The sequence below is a fragment of the Phascolarctobacterium sp. genome (assembly GCF_030531065.1).
GTDB lineage: Bacteria > Bacillota > Negativicutes > Acidaminococcales > Acidaminococcaceae > Phascolarctobacterium_A.
In genome coordinates, this window is the sequence record NZ_JAUNOQ010000016.1 from 23314 (window position 1) to 44284 (window position 20971).

The following is a 20971-nucleotide window of genomic DNA, read 5'->3' on the forward strand; positions in this document are numbered from 1 at the left end:
TATAACTAATACTCCTAGGAGCCGCAACGAAGTAGATGACGTATTATGGCCGTTCTCATTTCTTATCGTCGTCGACGACTTCGGCATCTACTACGTCGTCAGTGGATTTCTTAGCGCCTGCATCAGCGCCAGCCGCTCCTTTTTGCGCTTCAGTCTCTTTATACAACTCTGCGCTCAGCTCGTACAGCGGTTTAGTCAAAGCTTCGGTATCGGCTTTAATCTTCTCCAGATCGTCGCCCTTCAGGCTTTCCTTCAAAGTATCAACGGCAGCCTTAACCTTAGCGATCAAATCGTCCTTGCCCTTGCCTTCCATGTCCTTCATGGTCTTTTCGGCCTGATAGCACATATTGTCGGCCTGGTTGCGGACTTCAACGCCCTCTTTGCGTTTCTTATCTGCTTCAGCGTTGGCTTCCGCTTCCTTAACCATTCTTTCTACCTCGTCCTTATCCAGAGTGCCGGAGGAAGTAATGGTAATCTTTTGCTCCTTGCCGGTGCCCAGGTCTTTAGCGCTTACGTTGACGATACCGTTAGCGTCGATATCGAAAGCAACCTCGATCTTAGGAATTCCGCGAGGTGCGGCCGGAATGCCGGACAGCTCGAAGCGGCCCAGAGTTTTGTTGTCGGCAGCCATTTCGCGTTCGCCCTGCAGAACGTGGATATCAACGGAAGGTTGGTTATCGGCGGCAGTGGAGAACACTTGCTTTTTAGAAGTCGGGATAGTAGTGTTGCGCTCAATAATCTTGGTGAAGACGCCGCCCAGAGTTTCAATGCCCAGGGACAACGGAGTTACATCCAGCAGCAGCACGTTGCCGGTGCCTTCTTCGCCGGACAGTACGCCGGCCTGAATAGCTGCGCCTACGGCTACGCATTCGTCCGGGTTTACGCCTTTATAAGGCTCCTTGCCCATGAATTTTTTAATAGCAGCCTGTACGGCGGGAATACGGGAGGAACCGCCAACCAGAATTACCTTGCTGATATCGCTGCTGGACAAGCCTGCGTCGCTCATAGCCTGACGAACAGGGCCCATGGTGCGTTCTACCAGATCGGCGGTCATAGCTTCAAATTTAGCGCGGCTCAAATCCATATCCAAATGCTTCGGGCCGTCGGCGCCTGCGGTAATGAAGGGCAGGTTGATATTGGTGCTCATAACGCCGGACAGCTCAATCTTGGCTTTTTCAGCAGCCTCGCGCAAACGCTGCATAGCCATGCGGTCGCTGGACAGGTCGATGCCTTCCGCTTTCTTGAACTCGTCAACCATCCAGTCCATAATCTTTTTATCGAAGTCGTCGCCGCCCAGATGGGTATCGCCGTTAGTTGCCTTTACTTCAAATACGCCGTCGCCTACGTCCAGAATGGATACATCGAAGGTGCCGCCGCCCAGGTCGTAAACCATGATGGTGTGGTCGTCGGTCTTATCAATGCCGTAAGCCAAAGATGCGGCGGTAGGCTCGTTGACGATACGCAGAACATCCAGGCCGGCAATCTTGCCTGCGTCCTTAGTAGCCTGACGCTGGCTGTCGGAGAAGTAAGCGGGAACAGTGATAACCGCTTGGGTTACCTTTTCGCCCAAATAAGCTTCTGCGTCGGCTTTCAGTTTTTGCAGAATCATTGCGGAAATTTCTTCCGGAGAATATTTTTTATCGTCAATGGTTACGCGATAATTTGCTTCGCCCATGTGGCGTTTAATGGAGCTGATGGTTCTGTCCGGGTTGGATACGGCCTGACGTTTAGCCAGCTGGCCAACGAGGCGCTCGCCGTTTTTAGCGAAGCCCACAACGGACGGAGTCAGGCGGGAGCCCTCCTGATTAGTGATGACTGTCGGTTCGCCGCCTTCCATAACAGCTACGACAGAGTTAGTAGTACCTAAGTCAATACCAATTACTTTAGACATTTTGTATTCCTCCTAAAATTCTTTCACAGAAATAGTTAATTGTAAATTTATATCAAGAGTATCGCAACTCAATCGTTGTTGATGACTCTTACCTTGCTGTGGCGGATTACTTTGTCGCCCAGCCTGTAGCCCTTCTCCAAAACCATGTCGATGGTTTCGTCCTCCAGTTCGGGGTTTTGTCCGCGCATTACGGCTTCGTGCAGCTTGGGGTCAAACTTTTTGTTCTGCGCCGGAATTTCTTCCACGCGCAGCTCCTTAAAGGCATCCTCAAACTGACGGCGAATCTTCTGCATACCGGTAATCACGCCCTCCATATCGGTGGCTTTAGCGGCGCTGGCTTCGGCGCGTTCAAAATTATCCAATACTTTCAAAAACTTACCTACCACGCCGGCGGTAACGAAGGTGGAAAGCTGTTCCTTTTCGCCTGCGCTGCGACGGCGGAAATTTTCAAAATCAGCCTGCAAACGCAGCAGACGGTTGGTCAGTTCTTCAATCTTAGCGTCCCTGGGGTCCGGCTCCGCTTCCTTAGCGGCGTCACCGGCAGCTTCCTCAGCGTTTTGCTGAGCGGTCGCTTCCTCCTGGGCGACGGGTTCCTGCTTTACTTCGGCTTCCGGAGCGACATTTTCCTCAGCCTGAGTATTTTTTACATCATTCTCTTGCAAGGCTCTTCCTCCTTTGACTGCTATTTATTAGGATCATGCTCAAACATTGTTTTCAAATATTTATGCAGGTAATCCATCACGGATATTACCTTGCCGTATTCCATGCGCGTGGGTCCCAGTACGGCCATCGTGCCCACTATCTGACCGTTCAACCGGTAGGTAGCCTGCACCATACTGCAATCCTGAATCCCGGAAAATTTATTTTCGCTGCCAATGGTAATCCGCAGGCCGCTGTCCTCGCCGGCCTTCAGCAGGTCGCGCACTACGCGCTCCTCCTCCAGAATGCCCAAAAGACTGCGCACGCGCTCCACGTCGCGAAACTCCGGCTGGTTCAGCAGCTGCTTAGTGCCGCCCAGGAACACTCTTTGCTCCTGATGCTTGCGTCGCATCTGACGTATGGACTGCATAAGCGAAGTAAAAAGCGCCTCGTCATCGGCCACATTGCTGTGTACGGCTTGCAGCAAATCTTCGGAAATATTGGCCAGCTCCCGCCCCTCCAAAATACGGCTGATGCGTCCGGCCAGATAATCCAGCTCTTCGGGGCGCATTCCCAGAGGAATTTCCACTACGCAGTTGTCCACATTGCCGTCGTCAGTAATAATGCAGAGGATGGCGTGACGCTCATCCAGAGGCAAAAACTTCATATAACGGAACCGGGCGCCTGCATCGCGGTTAGCCAAAACCATGGATACGTTCTGCGTCATGCGGGATAAAATCTTTGCCGTGGATTGAAAGATCTCGTCGATGCTTCTGCGCCGTTCGTTAAACCAGCCGTTGATAAGCGCACGTTCGTTGTCGCTTAAAGAGTCCGGCTCGATCAGCGAATCCACATACAAGCGATAAGCCTGCGCCGAGGGTACGCGTCCTGCCGAGGTGTGGGGCTGCTCCAAATAGCCCAGCAGCTCCAGGTCGCTCATCTCGTTGCGAATAGTCGCGGGGCTGAGTCCCAAATCATACTTGCGGGCAATGGTTCGCGAACCGACAGGCTCGGCTGTCGAAATATAATCCTCAATTATGAGCTGGAGAATTTTTTTCTTTCTATCGTTTAACATATTCCCACCTCATTTTAGTTGTTAGCACTCGCGTTATTGGAGTGCTAACATCTTGGTATAAGAATAGCACTGACCTAATTTATTGTCAACATTTTTTTGTGCAAAATTTAAGCTGTCACAAAGATTTCAAATATCCTGTTGCCCACGGCCATGCCCTGCTGCGTCAAACGCAGATAGCGTCCGTCGCTTTCCAGACGCAGCAAATTTTGCTCTAGAAAAGGCTTCAGCTCCTGCCCAAACCGCGTCATAACGTCCACGCCGAAGCGCGCCTGAGCCTCTGCCAAATCGGCTCCCTGCACGCAGCGCAGGCCCATAAACATAAACTCTCCCAGCATTTCCGCAGCCGTAAGCCTTTCTGTATTATATAATTTATCCGCCTTCGCATTTTGCAGCGCGCCGTCAATATACGCCTCCACATTTTCCGCAGCCGTGCGGCGCGCCTTACCGTCAAAGCCGCAGGCCGCCGCGCCAAAGGCTATATAGGGATGATAACGCCAGTATACCAGATTATGCCGCGAATACTGGCCGTTTTTCGCATAGTTGGATACCTCGTAGCGTTTAAATCCCTGCCGCTGCAAATATTGCTGCACCAGCTCGTACATATCGGCGCATAAATCCTCGTCCGGCAACAGCAGCCTGCCTTGCTCCACTAAGCTCGCCAACGGCGTTCCTTCCTCCACAATAAGCCCGTACACGGAAAGATGCTCGATGTCCAGCTCCGTCAATCCGCGCAGATTGGCGCGCAAAGACGCCAGAGTTTGCCCCGGCAGGCCGTAAATTAAATCGCAGCTGATATGCTCAAAGCCCGCCCGCTGCGCCCAGGCCACCGCCTCCAAGGCCTGCTGCCCATTATGAATCCTCCCGATAGTACGCAGCTCATTATCATTCAGGCTCTGCACGCCGAAGCTGATGCGATCAAAGCCCAACTGCCGCAGCAAACGCAGCTTATCCAAATTTGCCGTACCGGGATTAACCTCGATAGTCGCTTCCTGCGGCTGCTGCCAAAAGCCATAGCGCCGTAGCGCAGCGACCAGCTGCTCCAGACAGGTTTCGGGAAGCACGCTGGGCGTGCCGCCGCCAAAATAAATCGTAGCCGAAGGCGACATTTGCCGCGCTTCCTCGCAGCGCACAGCTATTTCCCTACACACGGCCTGAGTATAGCGCTCCATGGCCTCCTCGCTATAGCCCGCATAAGAAGCGAAATCGCAGTATAAACACTTTTGCCGGCAAAAGGGCACATGCAGATACAGCGCCTGATAATCCGTCCATGTGCTTTTATCCAAAGTCATCATAGCGCCTCCAAAATTTTCTATCATATAAAAGCAGCAGGCAATCACACGGACTGCCTGCCGCAACTTTATTAGTATTTCTCTTTAGTATACTTAACTTTTCGCCATTGTCAATGGCTTTTTGCTAAACTAATCTTCTTTGCTAAGCTTAACATTTTTAATAGGCGTTTGTTGCCGTATTATTTTAGGTATACTGCAATTATACAATTATTAAAAATCCAGCTCGATACTTACGGGACAATGGTCGCTGCCAAAAACGTCGTTATGAATTTCGGCCACCCGCACCCTATCCTTGAGGCGCTCTGACACGACAAAATAGTCGATACGCCAACCAGCGTTCTTCTCGCGCGCTTTAAACATATAGCTCCACCAGCTGTATTTCACTTCGTCGGGATGCAGGTAGCGGAAGGTATCCACAAAGCCCGCCGCCTTCAGCTCGCGGAATTTAGCGCGCTCCTCGTCCGTAAAGCCTGCGTTCATACGGTTGGTCTTGGGGTTCTTCAAGTCGATTTCTTCGGCGGCCACGTTCAAATCGCCGCACGCCACCACCGGCTTAACTGCGTCCAGCTGCTGCAAATAAGCGCGGAACACGTCCTCCCACTGCATGCGGTACTCCAAACGCGCCAAGCCGCGCTGAGAATTAGGCGTATACACCGTTACTAAATAAAAATCCGGGAACTCCGCCGTAATGACGCGCCCTTCCTTATCGTGTTCCTCAATGCCCAGGCCATAAGTAACCTGCAGCGGCTTTTGCTTCGTAAAAACCGCTGTGCCGCTGTAACCCTTTTTCTCCGCGCTGTTCCAATATTCCTCATAGCCGGGAAAAGAAAAGGCCGCCTGCTCCCGCTGCATTTTAGTTTCCTGCAGGCAAATAACGTCGGGCGCCGCCTGCGCCAGAAAATCCTCAAAGCCCTTATTCATGCAAGCCCGCAGGCCGTTCACATTCCAGGAAAATAATTTCATGCTTTCACCTCGCTTATTTTGCCGCTGCCGTTTTAATAGTTTCGTAAATCCAGCGCGCAGTACCGTACAAATCGCTTTCCTTTAAATATTCCTCCGTAGTATGCACATTGCTCATGCCCGTAGCCAGCAAAGCGCAGGGCAGACCGTAGCCGCACAGATAGTTGCCGTCGCTGCAGCCGCCGGTAGTTTTCAGCTCCACTGGATACCCCAGCTTTTCCGCAGCGTGCTGCGCCAGTTGAATGCAGGGATGGTCCTTGGCCATTTCTACTGCCGGACAGCCCTCGACTACGTCAAATTCCACCTGGCCGCCGCCAGCCTCTATCGTTTCTCTAATCAGCGCTATGGTAGAATCCTTCAAAGCTTCCAGCTTGGCTACGTTCAAAGAGCGCATATCGATAACAAATTTAGCCTCCGGACAAACGATATTTGTACCAACGCCAGCGTTGAACAAGCCGATATTAAAGGTAGTTTCTTCATCAATGCGTCCGTAAGCAGGCAGCTTGCTCAAAGCCTGCGCCGCCAGCATAATCGCGTTGACGCCGCTTTCCGGCGCAATGCCAGCATGCGCGGCCTTGCCCTTCACGGTAACGTAAATATCGTACAGTTTGGGGGCAGCATAAGTAATTTCGCCCAAATCGCCGCCGATGTCCATACAATAGCCATAGTCGGCCTTAATCCAGGATTTATCCAAATTAACTACGCCTAAGCAACCAATTTCCTCGCTGACAGTGAACAGCAGCTGCACATCGCCATGGGCTGCTCCATCCTCCTGCAAAGCGCGTACTGCTTCCAAAATGGAAGCGACGCCCACCTTATCGTCGCCGCCCAGCGTGGTAGTGCCGTCGGAATAAAGTACGTCGTCCTTGCGCACTACTTTCGTACCGGTCGTAGGAGCAACGGAATCCATATGCGCTTCAAACAGCAGCACCGGAGCATCGGGCACATTGCCCTTAACGTAAGCCCACACGTTGCCGCAGGTGCCGCCAGTTTTAGCGTGAACGTCGTCCATTTCAGGTTCTAATCCCAATTCGCGCAGCTTGCCCATAATCAGCTCCGCTTCGGCCTTTTCGTCCTTGCTGGGGCAGGGCACGCTTACCAGTTCGATAAATTCATTCAATAATCTATTTTCGTTAATCACAGTAATCACCCCGTAAAAAAACTAATTACATCATATTATATCATTTTTTGCACAAAAATTAAACCGTCCCCGCAGAGACGGTTTAAGAGTTTACAATTTGATTTCAAAGGGACTGAGCTCACCCCGGCGAAAATAATCGATAGCAATGAAAGATTTTTCCACCATATTGGATACGGTAGATTCCACATAAAAGGCCGTATGCGGACTCACGATAACGTTGGGAAAGCTGCGCAGCATGGCCAGCTCGTCGTTGTCGATATGGTCGCCCATGCGGTTGCAGTAATACAAGCCCGCTTCGTTTTCAATAACGTCCAGCCCTGCGCCGCCAATCTTGCCGCTTTTCAAATTAGCGATAAAAGCCTGCGAATCTATCAGGCTGCCTCTGGCCGTATTGATGATGATTACGCCGTCCTTCATCTGCGCCATAGCGTCATGGTTTATCATATGGAAGGTTTCGGCGTTGGCCGGGACGTGCAGCGAAATTACGTCGCTTTGCGCGTAAAGCTCCGGCAACCCCACATATTCCGCATACTTGGCGGCCTCGGCGTTGGGATATTTATCGTAAGCTAAAATTTTACAGCCGAAAGCGGACAGACGTCTTATCAACAGCTGCCCGATATGCCCCGTACCTACGACGCCGACGGTGCAATCGCCAAGGTCGCGTCCCATTTTGCCTTTCAGCGTGTAATCCTGCGCCGCCGCGCGAATCATCGTCTGCTGGTATTTGCGCGTCGTCAGCAAAATAAGCATCAAGGCGTAATTCGCCACGCAGCTGGTCGAGTAAGGCGAGGTAGAAATGTGCATTCCCAACTCTTTAATCAGCTTGCCCGGCAAATGGTCGTAACCGATAGCGCGGGTCAGCATATAGCGCACACCGTAATCGTGCAGCTTACGCACCCACTCCTCCTTCATCTCGCAGGGCGTGCAGCTCATACCCACGCAGCCGCGGGCCAGCTCCAAATTATTTTCGTTAGGATATTCCTCCGTCCACACAAAATCTATGCCATACTGTTTGCTGAACTTTTCGGCAAAGGGCAATTCGTCAAAATCGCGAAAGGCATAAAAAGCTATTTTCATTTCCAATCCCCCTCTTAAAGCGGCGAAGCTTGCGCTTCACACAGGATTACTTCAATATACAATTGCTATTATAATCCTTTTCGTTAATAAAGCACATACGAAAGCGACAAAAATACTGTATTCATCTATTTCAGGCAAAATAACGGCAAGCCAAATAAACTGCTGCCGCTGCCGCCGCGCCGTAGGCGCGCTTTTTCAACTTACCCTCGTCAACCTGCTCCGGATTGGCGGCTTTCAGCCTGCCTGCACCGCCCAGAATCAGCCACAGGGAAAGAAGCAGCATAACCAGCGCCAAATAATCCCAGCTGTCCAGCTTGCTTAATATATCCACGCAAATCGCTCCCCTCATTTTTGCTTACATAAATAATTATACTGGCAATGGCCGCAGGACTCAAGGCGGCAGGTAAAATCTTCTTCCCGCCCCTTCGCGCTGATTTCGCGGCACAAGCTCAAAGCGTCGGCCAGATAATCGCGGTCGTTTGGCAAATCGCGCGCGCTAAGGTCCTGCAAATAATGCAGCCGCGCCTGCGCGACCGAACGGCGCAAAATTTTTTCGGCGGCAGCTCTATACAACGCTAATTGGTACGCGTAACCAAGAGGGATTTGCCCCGGCGCAGGCGGGCGTCCTGTTTTATAATCCACAAGCAATAGCCCCGCTTCCGTTTCGCCGACTAAATCTATAACGCCGACGACGCTCAAGCCTGCTCCCGCAGGGTAAACGAAAGATAGCTCGCGCCTTTGTTTAGCAGGCAAAGACCGGTACAGCTCGCTGCTTAGATAATTGCGCAGCATGGCTGCCGCTTCCGGCGCGGCGCAACCGGGAGCGTACTGCTTAACGCCCGCAGCCAGCGCCTCCTGCTCGTCGCCGTTATATATTTCCAAAGCGCGATGCACGATAAGACCCGTCACATAAGCGGGCAAACGCGCGCCGTCGCCGGTTTCTTCCAACCCCGGCAAACGCAAAACCTGCTGGTAGTAATACATACGCGGGCATTGCAGGTACGTTTGCAAAGCCGACGGACTGAACTGCCTGCGCCCGCTTTCGGCATAAACTGGCAGCGGCGCGATAGCCGCCAGCAGTTCCTCCGTTACCGTCTCAGGCTCACATACAGCCGCCGCTCCTGCGTACTGCGCTTCGCTGGCGAAAACCTGCACCGCCGCTTCCGTCCCGTCCTCCAGCAGCCGCTTGAGCTGCTGCAGCCAGTTCTGCTCCGCCAGCGGCTTATCGTTCTTCTCCTTGCCGCTTGTGACGCCGCACATGATCAGCCGCCCTTCGGCGCGGGTCATAGCCACATACAGCTGGCGCTTGCGTTCCTCCAGCTCCAGCTCCTTATCCAACGCTTTAACACGCTGCAATACGCCGCTCATTATCAGCTGCCCGTTGGCCAGCGGCGCCGTTATCCCTAAGCCGACGTCCGGCAGAAATTTTATTATCGAAGCGTCGCTCCTGACGGCGTTGCCCAAAAAGGGCAAAAAGACCGTATTAAATTCCAAGCCCTTGGATTTATGAATCGTCATAATGCGCACGGCGTCGACGCTGTTTAAATTGGCCGTCGTTTCCCTGGCCGCCGCCTCGCGCAGCCGCCGCACATAGTCGAGCCACCCGCCCAGCGTGCCGTTTTGCTGCGCGCAATATTCCTGCGCCAGCTGCCGCAGCTTTTTAGCGTTCGCCAGCTTATTGGCCCCGTGCTCTTGTAGGGATAATACGCCGTCCACCGCAAGCGTTTGCCACAACCTCTGCCACAATTCAGGCAGCGCGCACAAGGCGGCGCAGCTGCGCAGCTCCGCCAAAATAGAAGCCGCCCGCCGCAGCAAAGCACCCTGCTCTTGTGGAAATTCGTCTGCGTCCGCCTGCTGCAAAGCGTCCCACAGGCACTCGGCGTCGCTTAAAAATAATTTCGTCAGCGTTTCGTCGTCCAAGCCAAAGTAAGGCGAGCGCAGGACTCCCGCCAGCTCCAAACTGCGGCGGCGGTTCTGCAGCGCCGTCAGCAAGTGTAGTAAATCCAAAACCTCCTGCCGCTCGTAAAAGTCCTTGCCGTCGATAATCTCGTAAGGCACGCCGCAGCGCTGCAAAGCCTCCGCCAGCTCGCCGCAATGCGTCACGCTGCGCAGCAGCACGGCCATTTCGCCGTAGGGCACGCCCTCGTCGTGAACGCTGCGCACCTTATGCGCCAAAGCTTCAGCCTCCACTTCGAAGCTGCTGCGCCCGCACTCCTTGTCGTAGGGCAAGAGCAACAGCTCCGGACGCGTCGTGCCGCTTTTATCAAAATCCAGCGCTTCAAAATAAACGTCGCGGCCGGTATCCTCGCCCAACAGCGTTTTGAAAACGACGTTGACCGTCGTTAAAATTTTATCGGCGCTGCGGAAGTTTTTACTTAATGTCAGCAGCTGTCCGCCCTGCGCCGCAATATCGCGCCGCACTTTGGCGAAAACACTTACGTCCGCGCCGCGGAAACGATAAATGGACTGCTTGGGGTCGCCCACGATAAATAATTTATCGCCTTGCAGCTGTTCGCCGCTGTCGCCGCACAAAAAGTAAATCAGCCGCTTCTGCCGCTCGTTAGTATCCTGGAATTCATCCACCATAATATAATGAAAGCGCTCCTGATATTTGCGCCGCACCTGCGGATTGTTCTCCAAAAGCCGCAGCGTCAATAACTCCAAATCGTCGAAGGTCAGGAGATCGCGTTCCTGCTTCTGTCCTCTTATATAAGCGGCTAAATCCTGTAATACCTCCTGCCACAGCGGCAGTAACGCCGCGGCCGCCTTATCCGCCGCCAAAGCGTCCAGCTCAGCGCGCAAATTTCTCACAGCCTTGACGCTGTCCTTTAATTTGCCGCGCGCCGTTACTCCCTGCATGGCGTTGTCCAAAGGAACGTAATCGTCACGGCTAACGGCCTGCATAGCTTCCGGCAACTGCTCCGCCAAAGCTGCCAAAGCGGCGGTCGCCTTGCCCGCCAGCTCCGCTATCCGCAACTCCAGATCCTGCAAAACGGCGCATAGCTCTTCGCGCTTAGCGTCGTAAAGCGCGAAGCTGTTTTGATAAGGCGCGGCTAAATCGCCCCAGGATACTATATTTTCCAGCTCCGGCAAAAGCTCAGTTAGCTGCCCCCGCAAAGCGTTCACGCCGTAAAGCTCAACTAAAGCGCAGACCGCCTGGTCCTGCCGGCGCAGGCTCATGCGCAGATATTTTTGCAAACACCGCGCCATAAATTCTTCGCCCTCAAATTCTTCCGCCAGCGTAAAGCCGGGGTCAAGCTGCGCTTCTACCGGGTTCTCGCGCAAAATTCTGCTGCATAAGCCGTGGATAGTGCTAATCTGCGCGCGCTCCAAGTCCTCCAGCTGTTCGCGCCAAAAGCCGCTCGCGTCCCCGTCGGCGCGCTCCGCCAGCAGTTTGCGCACGCGCTCCTTCATTTCAGCCGCAGCCTTACGGGTAAAGGTGATGGCCAATATATCCGAAGCCCACGTCGCTCCCTGTCCTTGCTGCAAAATATGCACAAAGCGTTCCACCAGCACGCGTGTCTTGCCGCTGCCCGCGCCTGCGGATACCGCCACATTGCAGCCGATAGCGCGGATAGCCTGCGTTTGCTGCGGTTGTTCTTTAAGCTTTTCCATCTTCCGACGCGCCTCCCTGCTCCCGCACGCCCGGTATTACAGCCAGGCGGCAAATATTTTTCAGCTGGCAAAAATCGCTGCACGCTTTACGCGGCGCTACGACAAAATCGCCGCCGTAAATTCCTTCTATATAATTAACCAATAGCTGGCGGCAAAACTGCCGGAAACTTTCCCAACCGGAATTCAGCCCGTTCTTATTTATTTTATACGGCAAATCGTCGTTGCCCACGTCCTCTAAGACAAAGCTGCTGGCTCGCTCGCCGTTTTTCAAAACGAAGTATGTTCCACCTGCGGGCGCGGCCTTATATAAATCCGCAATCGCCAGCAAATATATTGGCAGCTGCAAATCGAAGCCTTGCTCCAAATCCTTTTTACTGGGAGCGGCGCTGCGTTTATAATCCGTCACAAAAACGTGCCCATCGTCGCCGTCCAGCCTATCTATGCGCCCGTTCAGCGTAACGCGGCTGCCGTCCGGCAAGTACAATGGCAGCGGCTTGCCGTTGCGCGAGCTGAAATCCCATTCCACAGCGCAGGGCGTAAAGCCTGTCCACCGCCGTTGGTCTGCCAGCTCAAACTCCAGCCATTGCTGCAAAAGCTTTTCCAAGCGCGGCCGCTCCGCCTGCCACAGCAAGCCGCCGACCACAACGCCCCGCTCCTCCGCGTCGCGGCAAATATCGGCGAAGTCCTGCGCCAGCTCCAGCCGCAGCTCGTCCGCGGGGAATTCGTAAAGCTTAACGCCTAGGTACTTGCCTAAAAACCGCGCCAAGGTCTGATGCAAAATATCGCCCTCGTCCGCTGGCGTCAGCTCGTCGTCCAACGCCGCGAACTCCTGCTGCCTCCACAGCCGCTCTCCCAAAAAGCGGAAGGGGCATTGCGCGTAAACTTCCAGCATACTGGCGCTGAAGCTGCTGCCCACGCTGCTCCGTATCTTTTTAAGCAACGCTTCGTCCTGCAGCGCGCCGTTATAACGCGGCTCGCAGGCGCGCCGGTCGTCCGCCTGCGCCGCATGCAGACACACTTCGCCCAAAGCGCCGCGCAGCCACCCCTTGTCGCAGCTTTTCCCCAGCTGCGCCAGCTCCTGCGGCGAAGCGGCAGGCTTGAGCGGATCGCAGGCGATGGGAAGCAGGCCGCCGTCCGCATCGGCAAAAAGCTTTTGCGCCATTTCCACATAACGGCTGGCCCCGGCCTGCTCGTCCTTATAAAAGGTCAGCGTCAAACGCTTAAGTGCAGACGCAGCCGCTGCGCCGAAAAAGCAGGCGTCCTCGGCATAGGAGCTGGCCGTAGTCGGCATATCCAGGCCCATATCGCGCAGCTCTTTGCGCTCTGCATCGTTATAAATCCAATTTTCATTATTAACGCGCGGGAACTCGCCCTCGCGCAAGCCCAAAAGGTAAACGTAATCAAAGCTCAAGCCTTGCAGGTTGACGACCTCGGTCACCAGCACGCCGTCCTGGCGGCCGCCTTGCAGCGTGATTGTTACCTGCCGCAAAGCGTCGGTCAAGATTTCCCGCCAGCGACCCAACTCGACGACAGCCTTGCTCCTGCCGCAGGCGGCGTAATCGTCCAACAGCTGCCTTACCGCGGCGCTTATCACCTCGCGCGACTGTAAAACGGCGCCGACCTCCGCCAGCGTCGCTATATCTTTTTTATATAGTTCGCCTAAGCGTTGCTCCAGCTGCAGCCGCTGCAAGAACTCTATAATCTGTTCGCCGTAAATCTCCAGCGTCGCCTGCGGCGGCAGCGCTTCCAAAAAAGCGTCCAGCAACCGCCACACTTCGTCGTCGCCCGCCAGCTCGCGCGCTTCCTCCTGCGCACTGCGGCGGCTGGTAAAATATTTTTCCCGGCGCAGCTCGTCCGCCGCCTCGCCGTCCGCATGCAAAAGGGCGCGACTCGCAAGCAGCAGCTTAAAATAGGCTTGCGCTCCTTCTACCGTGTCAGGCTCGGCCGCCAGCGACAGCAAAATTATTTCCGCTAAAGGCTGCGCCGTCAAGCTGCTGCTCTGGGGCAGCGTTACCGGCAAGCCGTATTCGTCGGCAATCAGCCGCAGGCCGCTGTACAGCGACAGGTCGCGCACCGCCACGGCGATATTATCCGCAGGCACGCCCCGCCGCAATAATTCCTTCACCTGCGCCAGCGTCCAGCGCATTTCCTGTTCGCGTTCGCTAAAGCAATACAGCTGCACGTCGTCCGTCGGCGGCAGCGGCTGCGCCCTGCGTCCCAAGTTACGGCGTACCTGTTCGCAGCCCGCGCTCCCGTCCCAAGCTTCGGGGTAAGACTGCGCTTGCAGCTGACCGCCGCCGGCGTAGCACATACCCTCCAGCTCCATGTACGTTGTCCGCGACGCCGCGAAAAAGCGCTCCCTGTCCTTATCCGCTTCCGTCAGCTTCGGCTCCCAGCACATCCCCACCGTCACTTGGCAGCGCTTGCTTAAGGCTTTGATAAAATCCAGCTGCAATTTATCGAAGCTGTAAAAATCGCTGAAATACACCTGCTGCCACGGCAAGCGCGCGTCCTCGTCCTGCAAAACCAAAATAGCCAAACGATATTTGCCTTCCAAATCAAACCAATTCTTGTTTTTTAAATGATTACGGTAAAACTGATACAGTAAAGCTATCTCCCTGTCCTTTTTCCCCAAATTGCCCGGCCTGTCCCACTCGGACAAGGCCCGACTGATTTCTTCCTGCGCCGCGCCGCTGCGCGCCAGCTGGCCGACAAGCGAAGTCATGGCTTTCACAAAGCCCTGTTTCGCTGCCAAATCGCCAAAATACGCCATTCTATCCGCGTCCAGCAAATCGCCGATCATTTCCTCCACCACCAGCTCCTGGCTGCGGCGGTTAATCTGGTGAAAATCCACATAGCCGTTGAGATTCAGAATTTTATTTGCCAAAGTGTCCATGCCCAGGCACGGCGCGTTGCCCTGCCGCCGCACCTCGTTCAGCAGCAAACCGTTGGGCAGCACCAACACGCCCTGGGGCAAACCCTCCAGCTCGGCGCAAAAACGCGGGCGCAGGCTGCACCCCAAGGGTACGCACATTAAATTTATCATAGAAGCCTCCTTGTAAAGCTCTTGCTTAATCCATTGATGTCAACCGACGCAAACATAAATTATTTCATCCGGTGCATTTCTTCTTTATATTATATACGGCTGGGACATCATCTACAACTCTTTAATAGCGCAAGCAGGAAGCAGTTTTTATACCACAATCTGCCTAAACCAATACCTGCGCCTTCCGCCGCGCATCCCCAGCCTTAACGCCGGTTCCATATATTAAAAGCAGCCTGCGAAAACTCACAGGCTGCTTTGTTTACATATTTACTTAATGCTTGGGGATACGGAATTATTAGTAATTGATAACCTTCAATTCAAAGTATCCTTGCGGATGGTCGCAAACCGGGCATTTAGCAGGAGCCTTATCGGCTACGACGATCTTGCCGCAGTTAGTGCAGATCCAAACTTTCTTTTCCTCGCGTTGGAATACGCGGTCGTTTTCAATATTGGCGATTAAAGCGCGATAACGCTCCTCATGTTCTTTTTCAATTTTGCCGACTTCTTCGAAAAGCCTTGCCAAATCGTTAAAGCCTTCTTCCTTAGCGGTTTGGGCAAATTCTGCGTACATTTCAGTCCACTCGTAGTTTTCGCCTGCTGCCGCATCCTTCAGGTTTTCCATGGTCTTGGGAACGCTGCCGCCATGCAATGCCTTAAACCAAATCTTAGCATGCTCCTTTTCGTTGCCCGCAGTTTCGCTGAAAATAGCGCCTATTTGATTATAGCCTTCTTTTTTAGCTGCGCTAGCGTAATATTGATACTTAGTATGCGCCTGAGATTCGCCTGCAAATGCAGTTTGTAAATTTTTCTCAGTCTTGCTGCCTTTTAATTCCATGATTTTCCCTCCTCGTTACTTCTGCAACATTGGGCAAATATTGCCTACCCGACGTTAGTTTTTATCCTCGCCTAAAACGTCTTCGCTTTCAGGCGCGTCGTGTACTTTCTTTTGGCAATCCGGGCATACGCCGCTGAAAACGATATCATGATGGTTCATTTTGTAGCCGGTTACAGCAGCCACCTTATCGTCCATATCCGGAATGTAATCAAAATTTTCCACATTCATAAATTTGCCGCATTCGGTGCATTTAATGTGGTAATGACGCGCCAGAATATGGTCGAAGCGGTCTGCGCCGCTCGGAACGGAAACCTTGCCCAGCAGGCCGCTTTCCACCAAGCTGTTCAGATTGCGGTAAACGGTACCTTTGCTGATGTCTGGGTATTCCATAGTGATGCGGTCATACACTTCTTCAGCAGTAGGGTGATCTGCTAAAAAACGTACGGCTGCAATAACGAGTTGCCTTTGGATAGTATTTCTTTTAGCCATGTCATCATCCTTTTATCAAAAATTATTCTCAATTAGAATTATACATTTTGTACTGAATTTGTCAAGTGCTTTTTAGCACAAGCTACACTAATATCACAAATAAAATGTACAATTTTCAAGAACTGTCCGGTATGTTATTGAGAAATTCTTATTTCGCTAAAAAGATAATAGTCAACAGTTTACAAACAATACATAATTGTCTGCCTTGCACAAAACACCCTGCCGTCAAGCGAAAAAGCCGTCTAAAAAGCCAAAGCGTGAAAGCCTTGCCCTAGCCCTCACGCTTATTTTTTATTTAAGATTATTACTTAAAAACGCAGCTGCAGCCGCTTAGCGCCAAATCAGCTCCACCGGCAGGTTGGAAGCTCCCGGCGGCGACCAGATAAAGCTGTAATTCCCCGGCTTCAGCCTGCCTAAATCCACGGCGTCCTCCAAACGCTCTCCAAAGCATAAAGCATAATCCGGCAGCGCCAGCAACCTTCTTCCCTTCTCGCTTTGCAGTACGCCGTAGCCTGCAAAAGCGCCGCCAATGGGGTTCAGCACCAAGCTTACCGGCTTATCGCCTGCTACCGTAAAATTCACCTGATAAACGACGCCATAATTGCCGTAGTTTTCTGCCGCCAGCCCCGTGGTAGCGTCCACGCCCTTAGCGTAGCCCGCGTCCGCTCCCGCCAGCTTCAGCTTATAAGGCGTACCGTCGCGCTGCACCGGATTTTTTAGAGTATAATGCCAATCGCCGCCAGCAAAGCTTCCCCGCAGCGGATGCTCGTCCATGGGCAGAATAGCCGCGCTGTCGTTAAAGATTTCAAGATCCGTCTGCGGCTCGCACAGCAATACGCTGATCTGCGCCGGGCGCGTCAGCTCCAAATCTATCATTCCCGTTACTATTTCGTCAGGCGACAGCACAACGCCGCTCCCGCCCAGCAGCTCGCAGCTGGAACCAAAGCCCAGCCGTCCGCCTTCCTGCCGCTGTTCTTCGGTAAAATAATCCAGTTCCGCTTTTTTACCGGCGTTCATATAATTATAATCCGGCTGGCTGACTCCCCTGCGTTTAACGGTATAAGCCACCGGGCGCAGCTGGTCCTCGTTGCGCAGTAGCAGCGCCAGCTTCTTAGGACTGTTCATAGCGTTGACATGATGGAAAAAGATGCGTACCGCGCCCTGCACCTTATCACGATACAAAATGCCCGTTTGATAAACCATCTCCGGGCTGTCGGAAAACAGCAGCCTAGGCCCGTTGGCAACAAAATCGGCCTTAACCTCCCGCGCTGCATAATCCTCCGGAATTGTAACGGCAGACTGCGCCGCCACTGTGTTAAATACGCCGCAGGCCAGCCACAAAGCCGCGCCCAGCAGTAAGTTCCTGCAATTCATTCTATTCACCCTGCTCCATATCAAAGCAAAAGCTCCCCGCATATGGGGGAGCCAAGCCTTATTTTAAAGAATTTTGGTAATCCAGCATAAACTGCGCCAAGCCCTTATCCGTCAAAGGATGCTTAATCATCTGCTCCAACACTTTGGTAGGGATGGTAGCAATCTGACAGCCCGTCAGCATTACCTTCTCCACATGCTCCAAATTGCGTATGCTGGCGGCAATAACCTCGGTTTCAATGCCGTACAGCTTGAAGGCCTTAACGATATTTTCCACCAGCTGTACGCCGTTTTCGCCAATATCGTCCAGACGGCCGATAAAGGGGCTTACATAGGTAGCGCCTGCGCGGGCGGCCATCAAGGCCTGGGACATGCTGAACACCAGCGTTACGTTAGTCTTAATGCCTTCGGCGCTCAAAATCTTTACAGCCTTTAAGCCTTCGGGAATGCAGGGAATCTTGACGACCACGTTACCGGCAATCTTAGCCAGCTTACGCGCTTCCTCCACCATGCCTGCGCATTCGGTGCTGATGACCTCGGCGCTGACCGGGCCGCTGACTAAAGCGGCAATCTCAGGAATTACCTCGGCCTGAGTGCGTCCGCTTTTAGCGATCAGGCTGGGGTTAGTCGTAACGCCGTACACTACGCCCCAATCGACGAATTTGGCGATTTCTTCAACATTAGCAGTATCCATAAAAATTTTCATACACACAACCTCTTTTACTATTATTGTAAGCTTACGGCAAAATTACCGCCTTATCGGCGTTAATTTGCGCTGGCAGGCTCATTGTCATTGCCTTCGTCCACACCAGAAGTATATCGCCCGGCAAAATCTGCTCGTAGTCCGGACAGGCCGCACTGTCGATAGTAGCTATAATATCGTTATTGTCGTTCAAAACGCGCACGGCTTTGCCATCCTCCGCCAGCTGCGCCTGAGCCACCGGGAAGAACAAAGGCGTCTCCTGCGCAGCGCCCAAAATTATGGCGTAAGCTGCTGCCTGGGGCGGCAGGCTGCGCGTCATGCGGCTGGAATAATACAAGCTGATCTTTTGCCCCTCCTGCAATACGCCCGGCAAGCGCAAATTACCCTTCGCGCCGTCGATAATATAGGTGTCGCGGTTCAGCAAACCGATTACGCTGCGACCATCGTCACCCTTTACCTCTACGCTGCGGCCCTCAATAGCAACGATAACGCCGTTTAACCGCTGCATAGCGGGCGCGCGCATTACCTCCGGGTCAGGCGACAGCTCCCCCTGCCGCTCGTATCCATAACCGCGCGGCTCGCAGTAATATCCGCCGCAGCCGCCATGGCCGCGCCCCCAATGGCCGTGAGCCTCGGTCAACGCCGAACCCACACCTAAAGCCAGCAAACAGCCCATAACAGCGGCAGCCTTACACATCATTTTCATAGCTCATACCTCCGTGAAATATCTTGTCTATCACTATAACAGAATAATATGGCGAAAGTATAACGAAAAGGAATCTTTATTGCGTCTTATTTATTAGTGAAATGCACGGCGATTTCCGTCAGCGTAGCGGCAGCCTTCCACAGGCAGTCCTCATGAAAATCGAAACGGCTGTTATGATGCCCGGCGGCAATCTGCGTACCGTACATCATATACAAAGCCTGACCGCCCCTTTGCTGTACGCGCTCCATAAAGTAGCCGCAGTCCTCGCTGCCGCCCATATCCACATATTCCAACACCTGCTCGTAGCCGCACTTAGCCTTCACAAGCTCCGCAACCTCGTGGCCCAGCTCCTTATCCGCCAGACAAGCGGGAGCAGCGCCGGCCATACTAACCTGCAGCTGTACGTCGTACATAGCGGCGCAGGCCTCCAGCATACGGCGGGCTTCGCTGACCATAAAATTATTGATCTCCGTAGTAGCGCCCCTGGTTTCCAGCTTCAAGGAAGCGATGTCCGGCACGACGTTGCGCCCCGTACCGGCGTTCAGCACGCCTACGTTAATGCGGCTGGAGCCCTGGCTGTGGCGGGAAATAGTGTTCAGGGAAATGGCAGCCTGCGCGGCGGCCAGCAAAGCGTTCCTGCCCTGCTCCGGCGCAGCTCCTGCGTGAGCGGACACGCCCTTGAACACAGCGTCCAGCTTGGTCGTAGCCAAAAAGCCGTCGGTCATAGTAATCAAAGCGTTGTCGGCAGTAGCCTTAAAACCGATATGCCCGCCGAAAAGGTAATCCACATCGTCCACAACGCCGGCGTTGACCATAGCGTAAGCGCCGCGCACACCCTCCTCCGCCGGTTGGAAAATCAGCTTAACGGTACCGGCCAGCTGCTCCCTGTTAGCGGCGATAAGCTTGGCCGCGGCCAGGCCGATAGTAACGTGGCCGTCGTGACCGCAGGCGTGCATAGCCCTGGTATGGCAGGAGGCAAAGCCCTCCTGCGCCGGACGGTGCCCGGCTCCACGTTCTTCTTCCACATCGTTGCAGTCCATATCAAAGCGGAAGGCTACCGTCTTGCCGGGCTTGCCGCTGCGCAGCACGGCTACCACACCGGTTTTGCCCCCTGCCATTTGCTTAACCAGCTCCGGGTCCGCGCCCTCGCTGACAGCGCGAGCCATGTATTGCTCCAGCTCCGCCGCCGACGGTACGCCCATCATGGAAGCCTCGTCCACCACCTCGGCGCCGAAGCTTACCTCGTAGCCCAGCCGACGCAGTTCCTTAATAACCATGCCGGCCGTGCGGAATTCCGTCCAGCCCGTTTCCGGATGCCGGTGCAGATTGCGCCTTCTTGCCGTCATTTCTTCACGCAAGGCTTGAGCCTGCTCCCAGATACTTGCCACAATATATTCCCCCATTCAAAAAAGTACAGTTTGGTCGCTGTCCAAGGGCAGAAATACCTCGCCCTGATTTTTGCGGCGGTTTTTCTGCGTTACCCACGTGCCGCAGGCAGGACAGTTCATTGCAGAGTTTGGCAGCGCCCAGGCCAACCGCTTGCCGCATTTTGGGCAGATAAACTCGATTTGCAGCGGTCCCCGTTCTTTATTTTTCATGGCGCCACCCCCCTGTAAATACAGAACTATTATAGCACAAATAATTTGCTTGGCAAAGGCAGGCAGCATACAAAGCGTTAAAAGAAAAGCAGCCCTTGCAAGAAAAGCTTCCGGCAAGAGCTGCTTTTGAACAAAATTCCGTTTTCACGCTAAAGAATTTGTCTGTAATCCCAGAAACGAGTATAATAGTAGCAAAGCATTATTACAGAAAGGCTGGTGCATCATGCTTACTGCTGCTGATTTTGACAAATTGGGCTTTTGGGAGGACGTTACTCCCGAAGAAAATATTACCGTTTACGGAATGGATTTCGATGACGCTTATGTTATGCTAACCGACGATTTGGGCAAAACCCCGGTCAATGAAAAAGGCTTTATCGTCGCGGCCGCCTATGACGACGCCGACTGCTTCCTGTGGGGCGTGGAGCTGAAAAATTTCGCCGCCCTTAAAGATTTGTGCGCCGCCCATCCCGCAGGCAGCGCAGAGCTGCTGGAAGCCCTGCGCGCCTACAAGCTGCCTAAAAGCTAAGCGCGAACGC

At 53.6% G+C, this 20971-nt stretch carries 18 protein-coding genes; 1 reads left to right on the plus strand and 17 read right to left on the minus strand.

All coding sequences use genetic code 11. The features are described 5' to 3' along the window. Positions 1-55 precede the first annotated feature (55 nt). The 17 genes from dnaK to Q4E64_RS09900 form a co-directional block, all read right to left on the minus strand. Positions 56-1891, minus strand: coding sequence for a molecular chaperone DnaK (dnaK, locus tag Q4E64_RS09820; RefSeq protein WP_303167717.1), 1836 nt, complete (start codon positions 1889-1891; stop codon positions 56-58). A gap of 68 nt (positions 1892-1959) precedes the next feature. Further along, positions 1960-2553: a nucleotide exchange factor GrpE gene (gene grpE, locus Q4E64_RS09825; RefSeq protein ID WP_303167719.1), complete on the minus strand. Its 594-nt coding sequence runs from the start codon at positions 2551-2553 to the stop codon at positions 1960-1962. Between the two features lie 20 nt (positions 2554-2573). Beyond that, a complete protein-coding gene (hrcA, locus tag Q4E64_RS09830; protein ID WP_303167720.1) occupies positions 2574-3605 on the minus strand; it encodes a heat-inducible transcriptional repressor HrcA in 1032 nt (343 codons plus the stop codon). Positions 3606-3712: 107 nt separating this feature from the next. Next, on the minus strand, positions 3713-4921 hold the full coding sequence (gene hemW / locus Q4E64_RS09835; RefSeq protein WP_303167722.1) for a radical SAM family heme chaperone HemW: 1209 nt from the start codon (positions 4919-4921) through the stop codon (positions 3713-3715). A 183-nt stretch (positions 4922-5104) separates the two neighbouring features. Next, complete coding sequence (locus Q4E64_RS09840; RefSeq protein ID WP_303167724.1) at positions 5105-5857, minus strand: exodeoxyribonuclease III; 753 nt, start codon at positions 5855-5857, stop codon at positions 5105-5107. Positions 5858-5870: 13 nt separating this feature from the next. Beyond that, positions 5871-6995, minus strand: a complete 1125-nt coding sequence (locus Q4E64_RS09845; protein ID WP_303167726.1) for a M20/M25/M40 family metallo-hydrolase — start codon at positions 6993-6995, stop codon at positions 5871-5873. Positions 6996-7085: 90 nt separating this feature from the next. Then, positions 7086-8072, minus strand: a complete 987-nt coding sequence (locus tag Q4E64_RS09850; protein ID WP_303167727.1) for a D-isomer specific 2-hydroxyacid dehydrogenase family protein — start codon at positions 8070-8072, stop codon at positions 7086-7088. A 130-nt stretch (positions 8073-8202) separates the two neighbouring features. After that, positions 8203-8403, minus strand: a complete 201-nt coding sequence (locus tag Q4E64_RS09855) for a hypothetical protein (RefSeq protein WP_303167728.1) — start codon at positions 8401-8403, stop codon at positions 8203-8205. Positions 8404-8417: 14 nt separating this feature from the next. Then, positions 8418-11687: an exodeoxyribonuclease V subunit beta gene (locus tag Q4E64_RS09860; protein ID WP_303167729.1), complete on the minus strand. Its 3270-nt coding sequence runs from the start codon at positions 11685-11687 to the stop codon at positions 8418-8420. Next, a complete protein-coding gene (locus Q4E64_RS09865; protein ID WP_303167730.1) occupies positions 11674-14733 on the minus strand; it encodes a PD-(D/E)XK nuclease family protein in 3060 nt (1019 codons plus the stop codon). The genes Q4E64_RS09860 and Q4E64_RS09865 overlap by 14 nt, the downstream gene beginning before the upstream one ends. Before the next feature lie 295 nt (positions 14734-15028). Next, on the minus strand, positions 15029-15568 hold the full coding sequence (gene rbr, locus Q4E64_RS09870; RefSeq protein ID WP_303167731.1) for a rubrerythrin: 540 nt from the start codon (positions 15566-15568) through the stop codon (positions 15029-15031). A gap of 54 nt (positions 15569-15622) precedes the next feature. Further along, entirely contained in the window at positions 15623-16057 is a 435-nt protein-coding gene (locus tag Q4E64_RS09875) for a Fur family transcriptional regulator (protein ID WP_303167732.1), read from the minus strand. Between the two features lie 330 nt (positions 16058-16387). Next, on the minus strand, positions 16388-17431 hold the full coding sequence (locus Q4E64_RS09880; RefSeq protein WP_303167733.1) for a copper amine oxidase: 1044 nt from the start codon (positions 17429-17431) through the stop codon (positions 16388-16390). Positions 17432-17489: 58 nt separating this feature from the next. After that, positions 17490-18134, minus strand: a complete 645-nt coding sequence (gene fsa, locus Q4E64_RS09885; protein ID WP_303167734.1) for a fructose-6-phosphate aldolase — start codon at positions 18132-18134, stop codon at positions 17490-17492. 31 nt (positions 18135-18165) lie between these two features. Further along, positions 18166-18837 carry a hypothetical protein gene (locus Q4E64_RS09890; RefSeq protein WP_303167735.1) on the minus strand — a complete coding sequence of 224 codons (672 nt, stop codon included), beginning with the start codon at positions 18835-18837 and terminating at the stop codon, positions 18166-18168. 86 nt (positions 18838-18923) lie between these two features. Continuing rightward, positions 18924-20225 (minus strand): amidohydrolase, encoded by a 1302-nt coding sequence (locus tag Q4E64_RS09895; RefSeq protein WP_303167736.1) that lies wholly within the window; start codon positions 20223-20225, stop codon positions 18924-18926. Positions 20226-20240: 15 nt separating this feature from the next. After that, the gene (locus tag Q4E64_RS09900) at positions 20241-20435 is read right to left on the minus strand and encodes a hypothetical protein (RefSeq protein WP_303167738.1); all 195 of its coding nucleotides are present in this window, start codon (positions 20433-20435) and stop codon (positions 20241-20243) included. A gap of 223 nt (positions 20436-20658) precedes the next feature. On the opposite strand from Q4E64_RS09900, the gene Q4E64_RS09905 reads away from it, so the two are divergent. Continuing rightward, entirely contained in the window at positions 20659-20961 is a 303-nt protein-coding gene (locus tag Q4E64_RS09905) for a hypothetical protein (RefSeq protein WP_303167740.1), read from the plus strand. The last annotated feature ends 10 nt before the right edge of the window (positions 20962-20971 follow it).

Coding starts and splice junctions, on each gene's coding strand:
- dnaK (WP_303167717.1), bottom strand. CDS start 1,891: ATGTCTAAAGTAATTGGTATTGACTTAGGTACTACTAACTCTGTCGTA.
- hrcA (WP_303167720.1), bottom strand. CDS start 3,605: ATGTTAAACGATAGAAAGAAAAAAATTCTCCAGCTCATAATTGAGGAT.
- hemW (WP_303167722.1), bottom strand. CDS start 4,921: ATGATAGAAAATTTTGGAGGCGCTATGATGACTTTGGATAAAAGCACA.
- Q4E64_RS09840 (WP_303167724.1), bottom strand. CDS start 5,857: ATGAAATTATTTTCCTGGAATGTGAACGGCCTGCGGGCTTGCATGAAT.
- Q4E64_RS09850 (WP_303167727.1), bottom strand. CDS start 8,072: ATGAAAATAGCTTTTTATGCCTTTCGCGATTTTGACGAATTGCCCTTT.
- Q4E64_RS09860 (WP_303167729.1), bottom strand. CDS start 11,687: ATGGAAAAGCTTAAAGAACAACCGCAGCAAACGCAGGCTATCCGCGCT.
- Q4E64_RS09865 (WP_303167730.1), bottom strand. CDS start 14,733: ATGATAAATTTAATGTGCGTACCCTTGGGGTGCAGCCTGCGCCCGCGT.
- rbr (WP_303167731.1), bottom strand. CDS start 15,568: ATGGAATTAAAAGGCAGCAAGACTGAGAAAAATTTACAAACTGCATTT.
- Q4E64_RS09875 (WP_303167732.1), bottom strand. CDS start 16,057: ATGGCTAAAAGAAATACTATCCAAAGGCAACTCGTTATTGCAGCCGTA.
- Q4E64_RS09880 (WP_303167733.1), bottom strand. CDS start 17,431: ATGAATTGCAGGAACTTACTGCTGGGCGCGGCTTTGTGGCTGGCCTGC.
- fsa (WP_303167734.1), bottom strand. CDS start 18,134: ATGAAAATTTTTATGGATACTGCTAATGTTGAAGAAATCGCCAAATTC.
- Q4E64_RS09890 (WP_303167735.1), bottom strand. CDS start 18,837: ATGAAAATGATGTGTAAGGCTGCCGCTGTTATGGGCTGTTTGCTGGCT.
- Q4E64_RS09900 (WP_303167738.1), bottom strand. CDS start 20,435: ATGAAAAATAAAGAACGGGGACCGCTGCAAATCGAGTTTATCTGCCCA.
- Q4E64_RS09905 (WP_303167740.1), top strand. CDS start 20,659: ATGCTTACTGCTGCTGATTTTGACAAATTGGGCTTTTGGGAGGACGTT.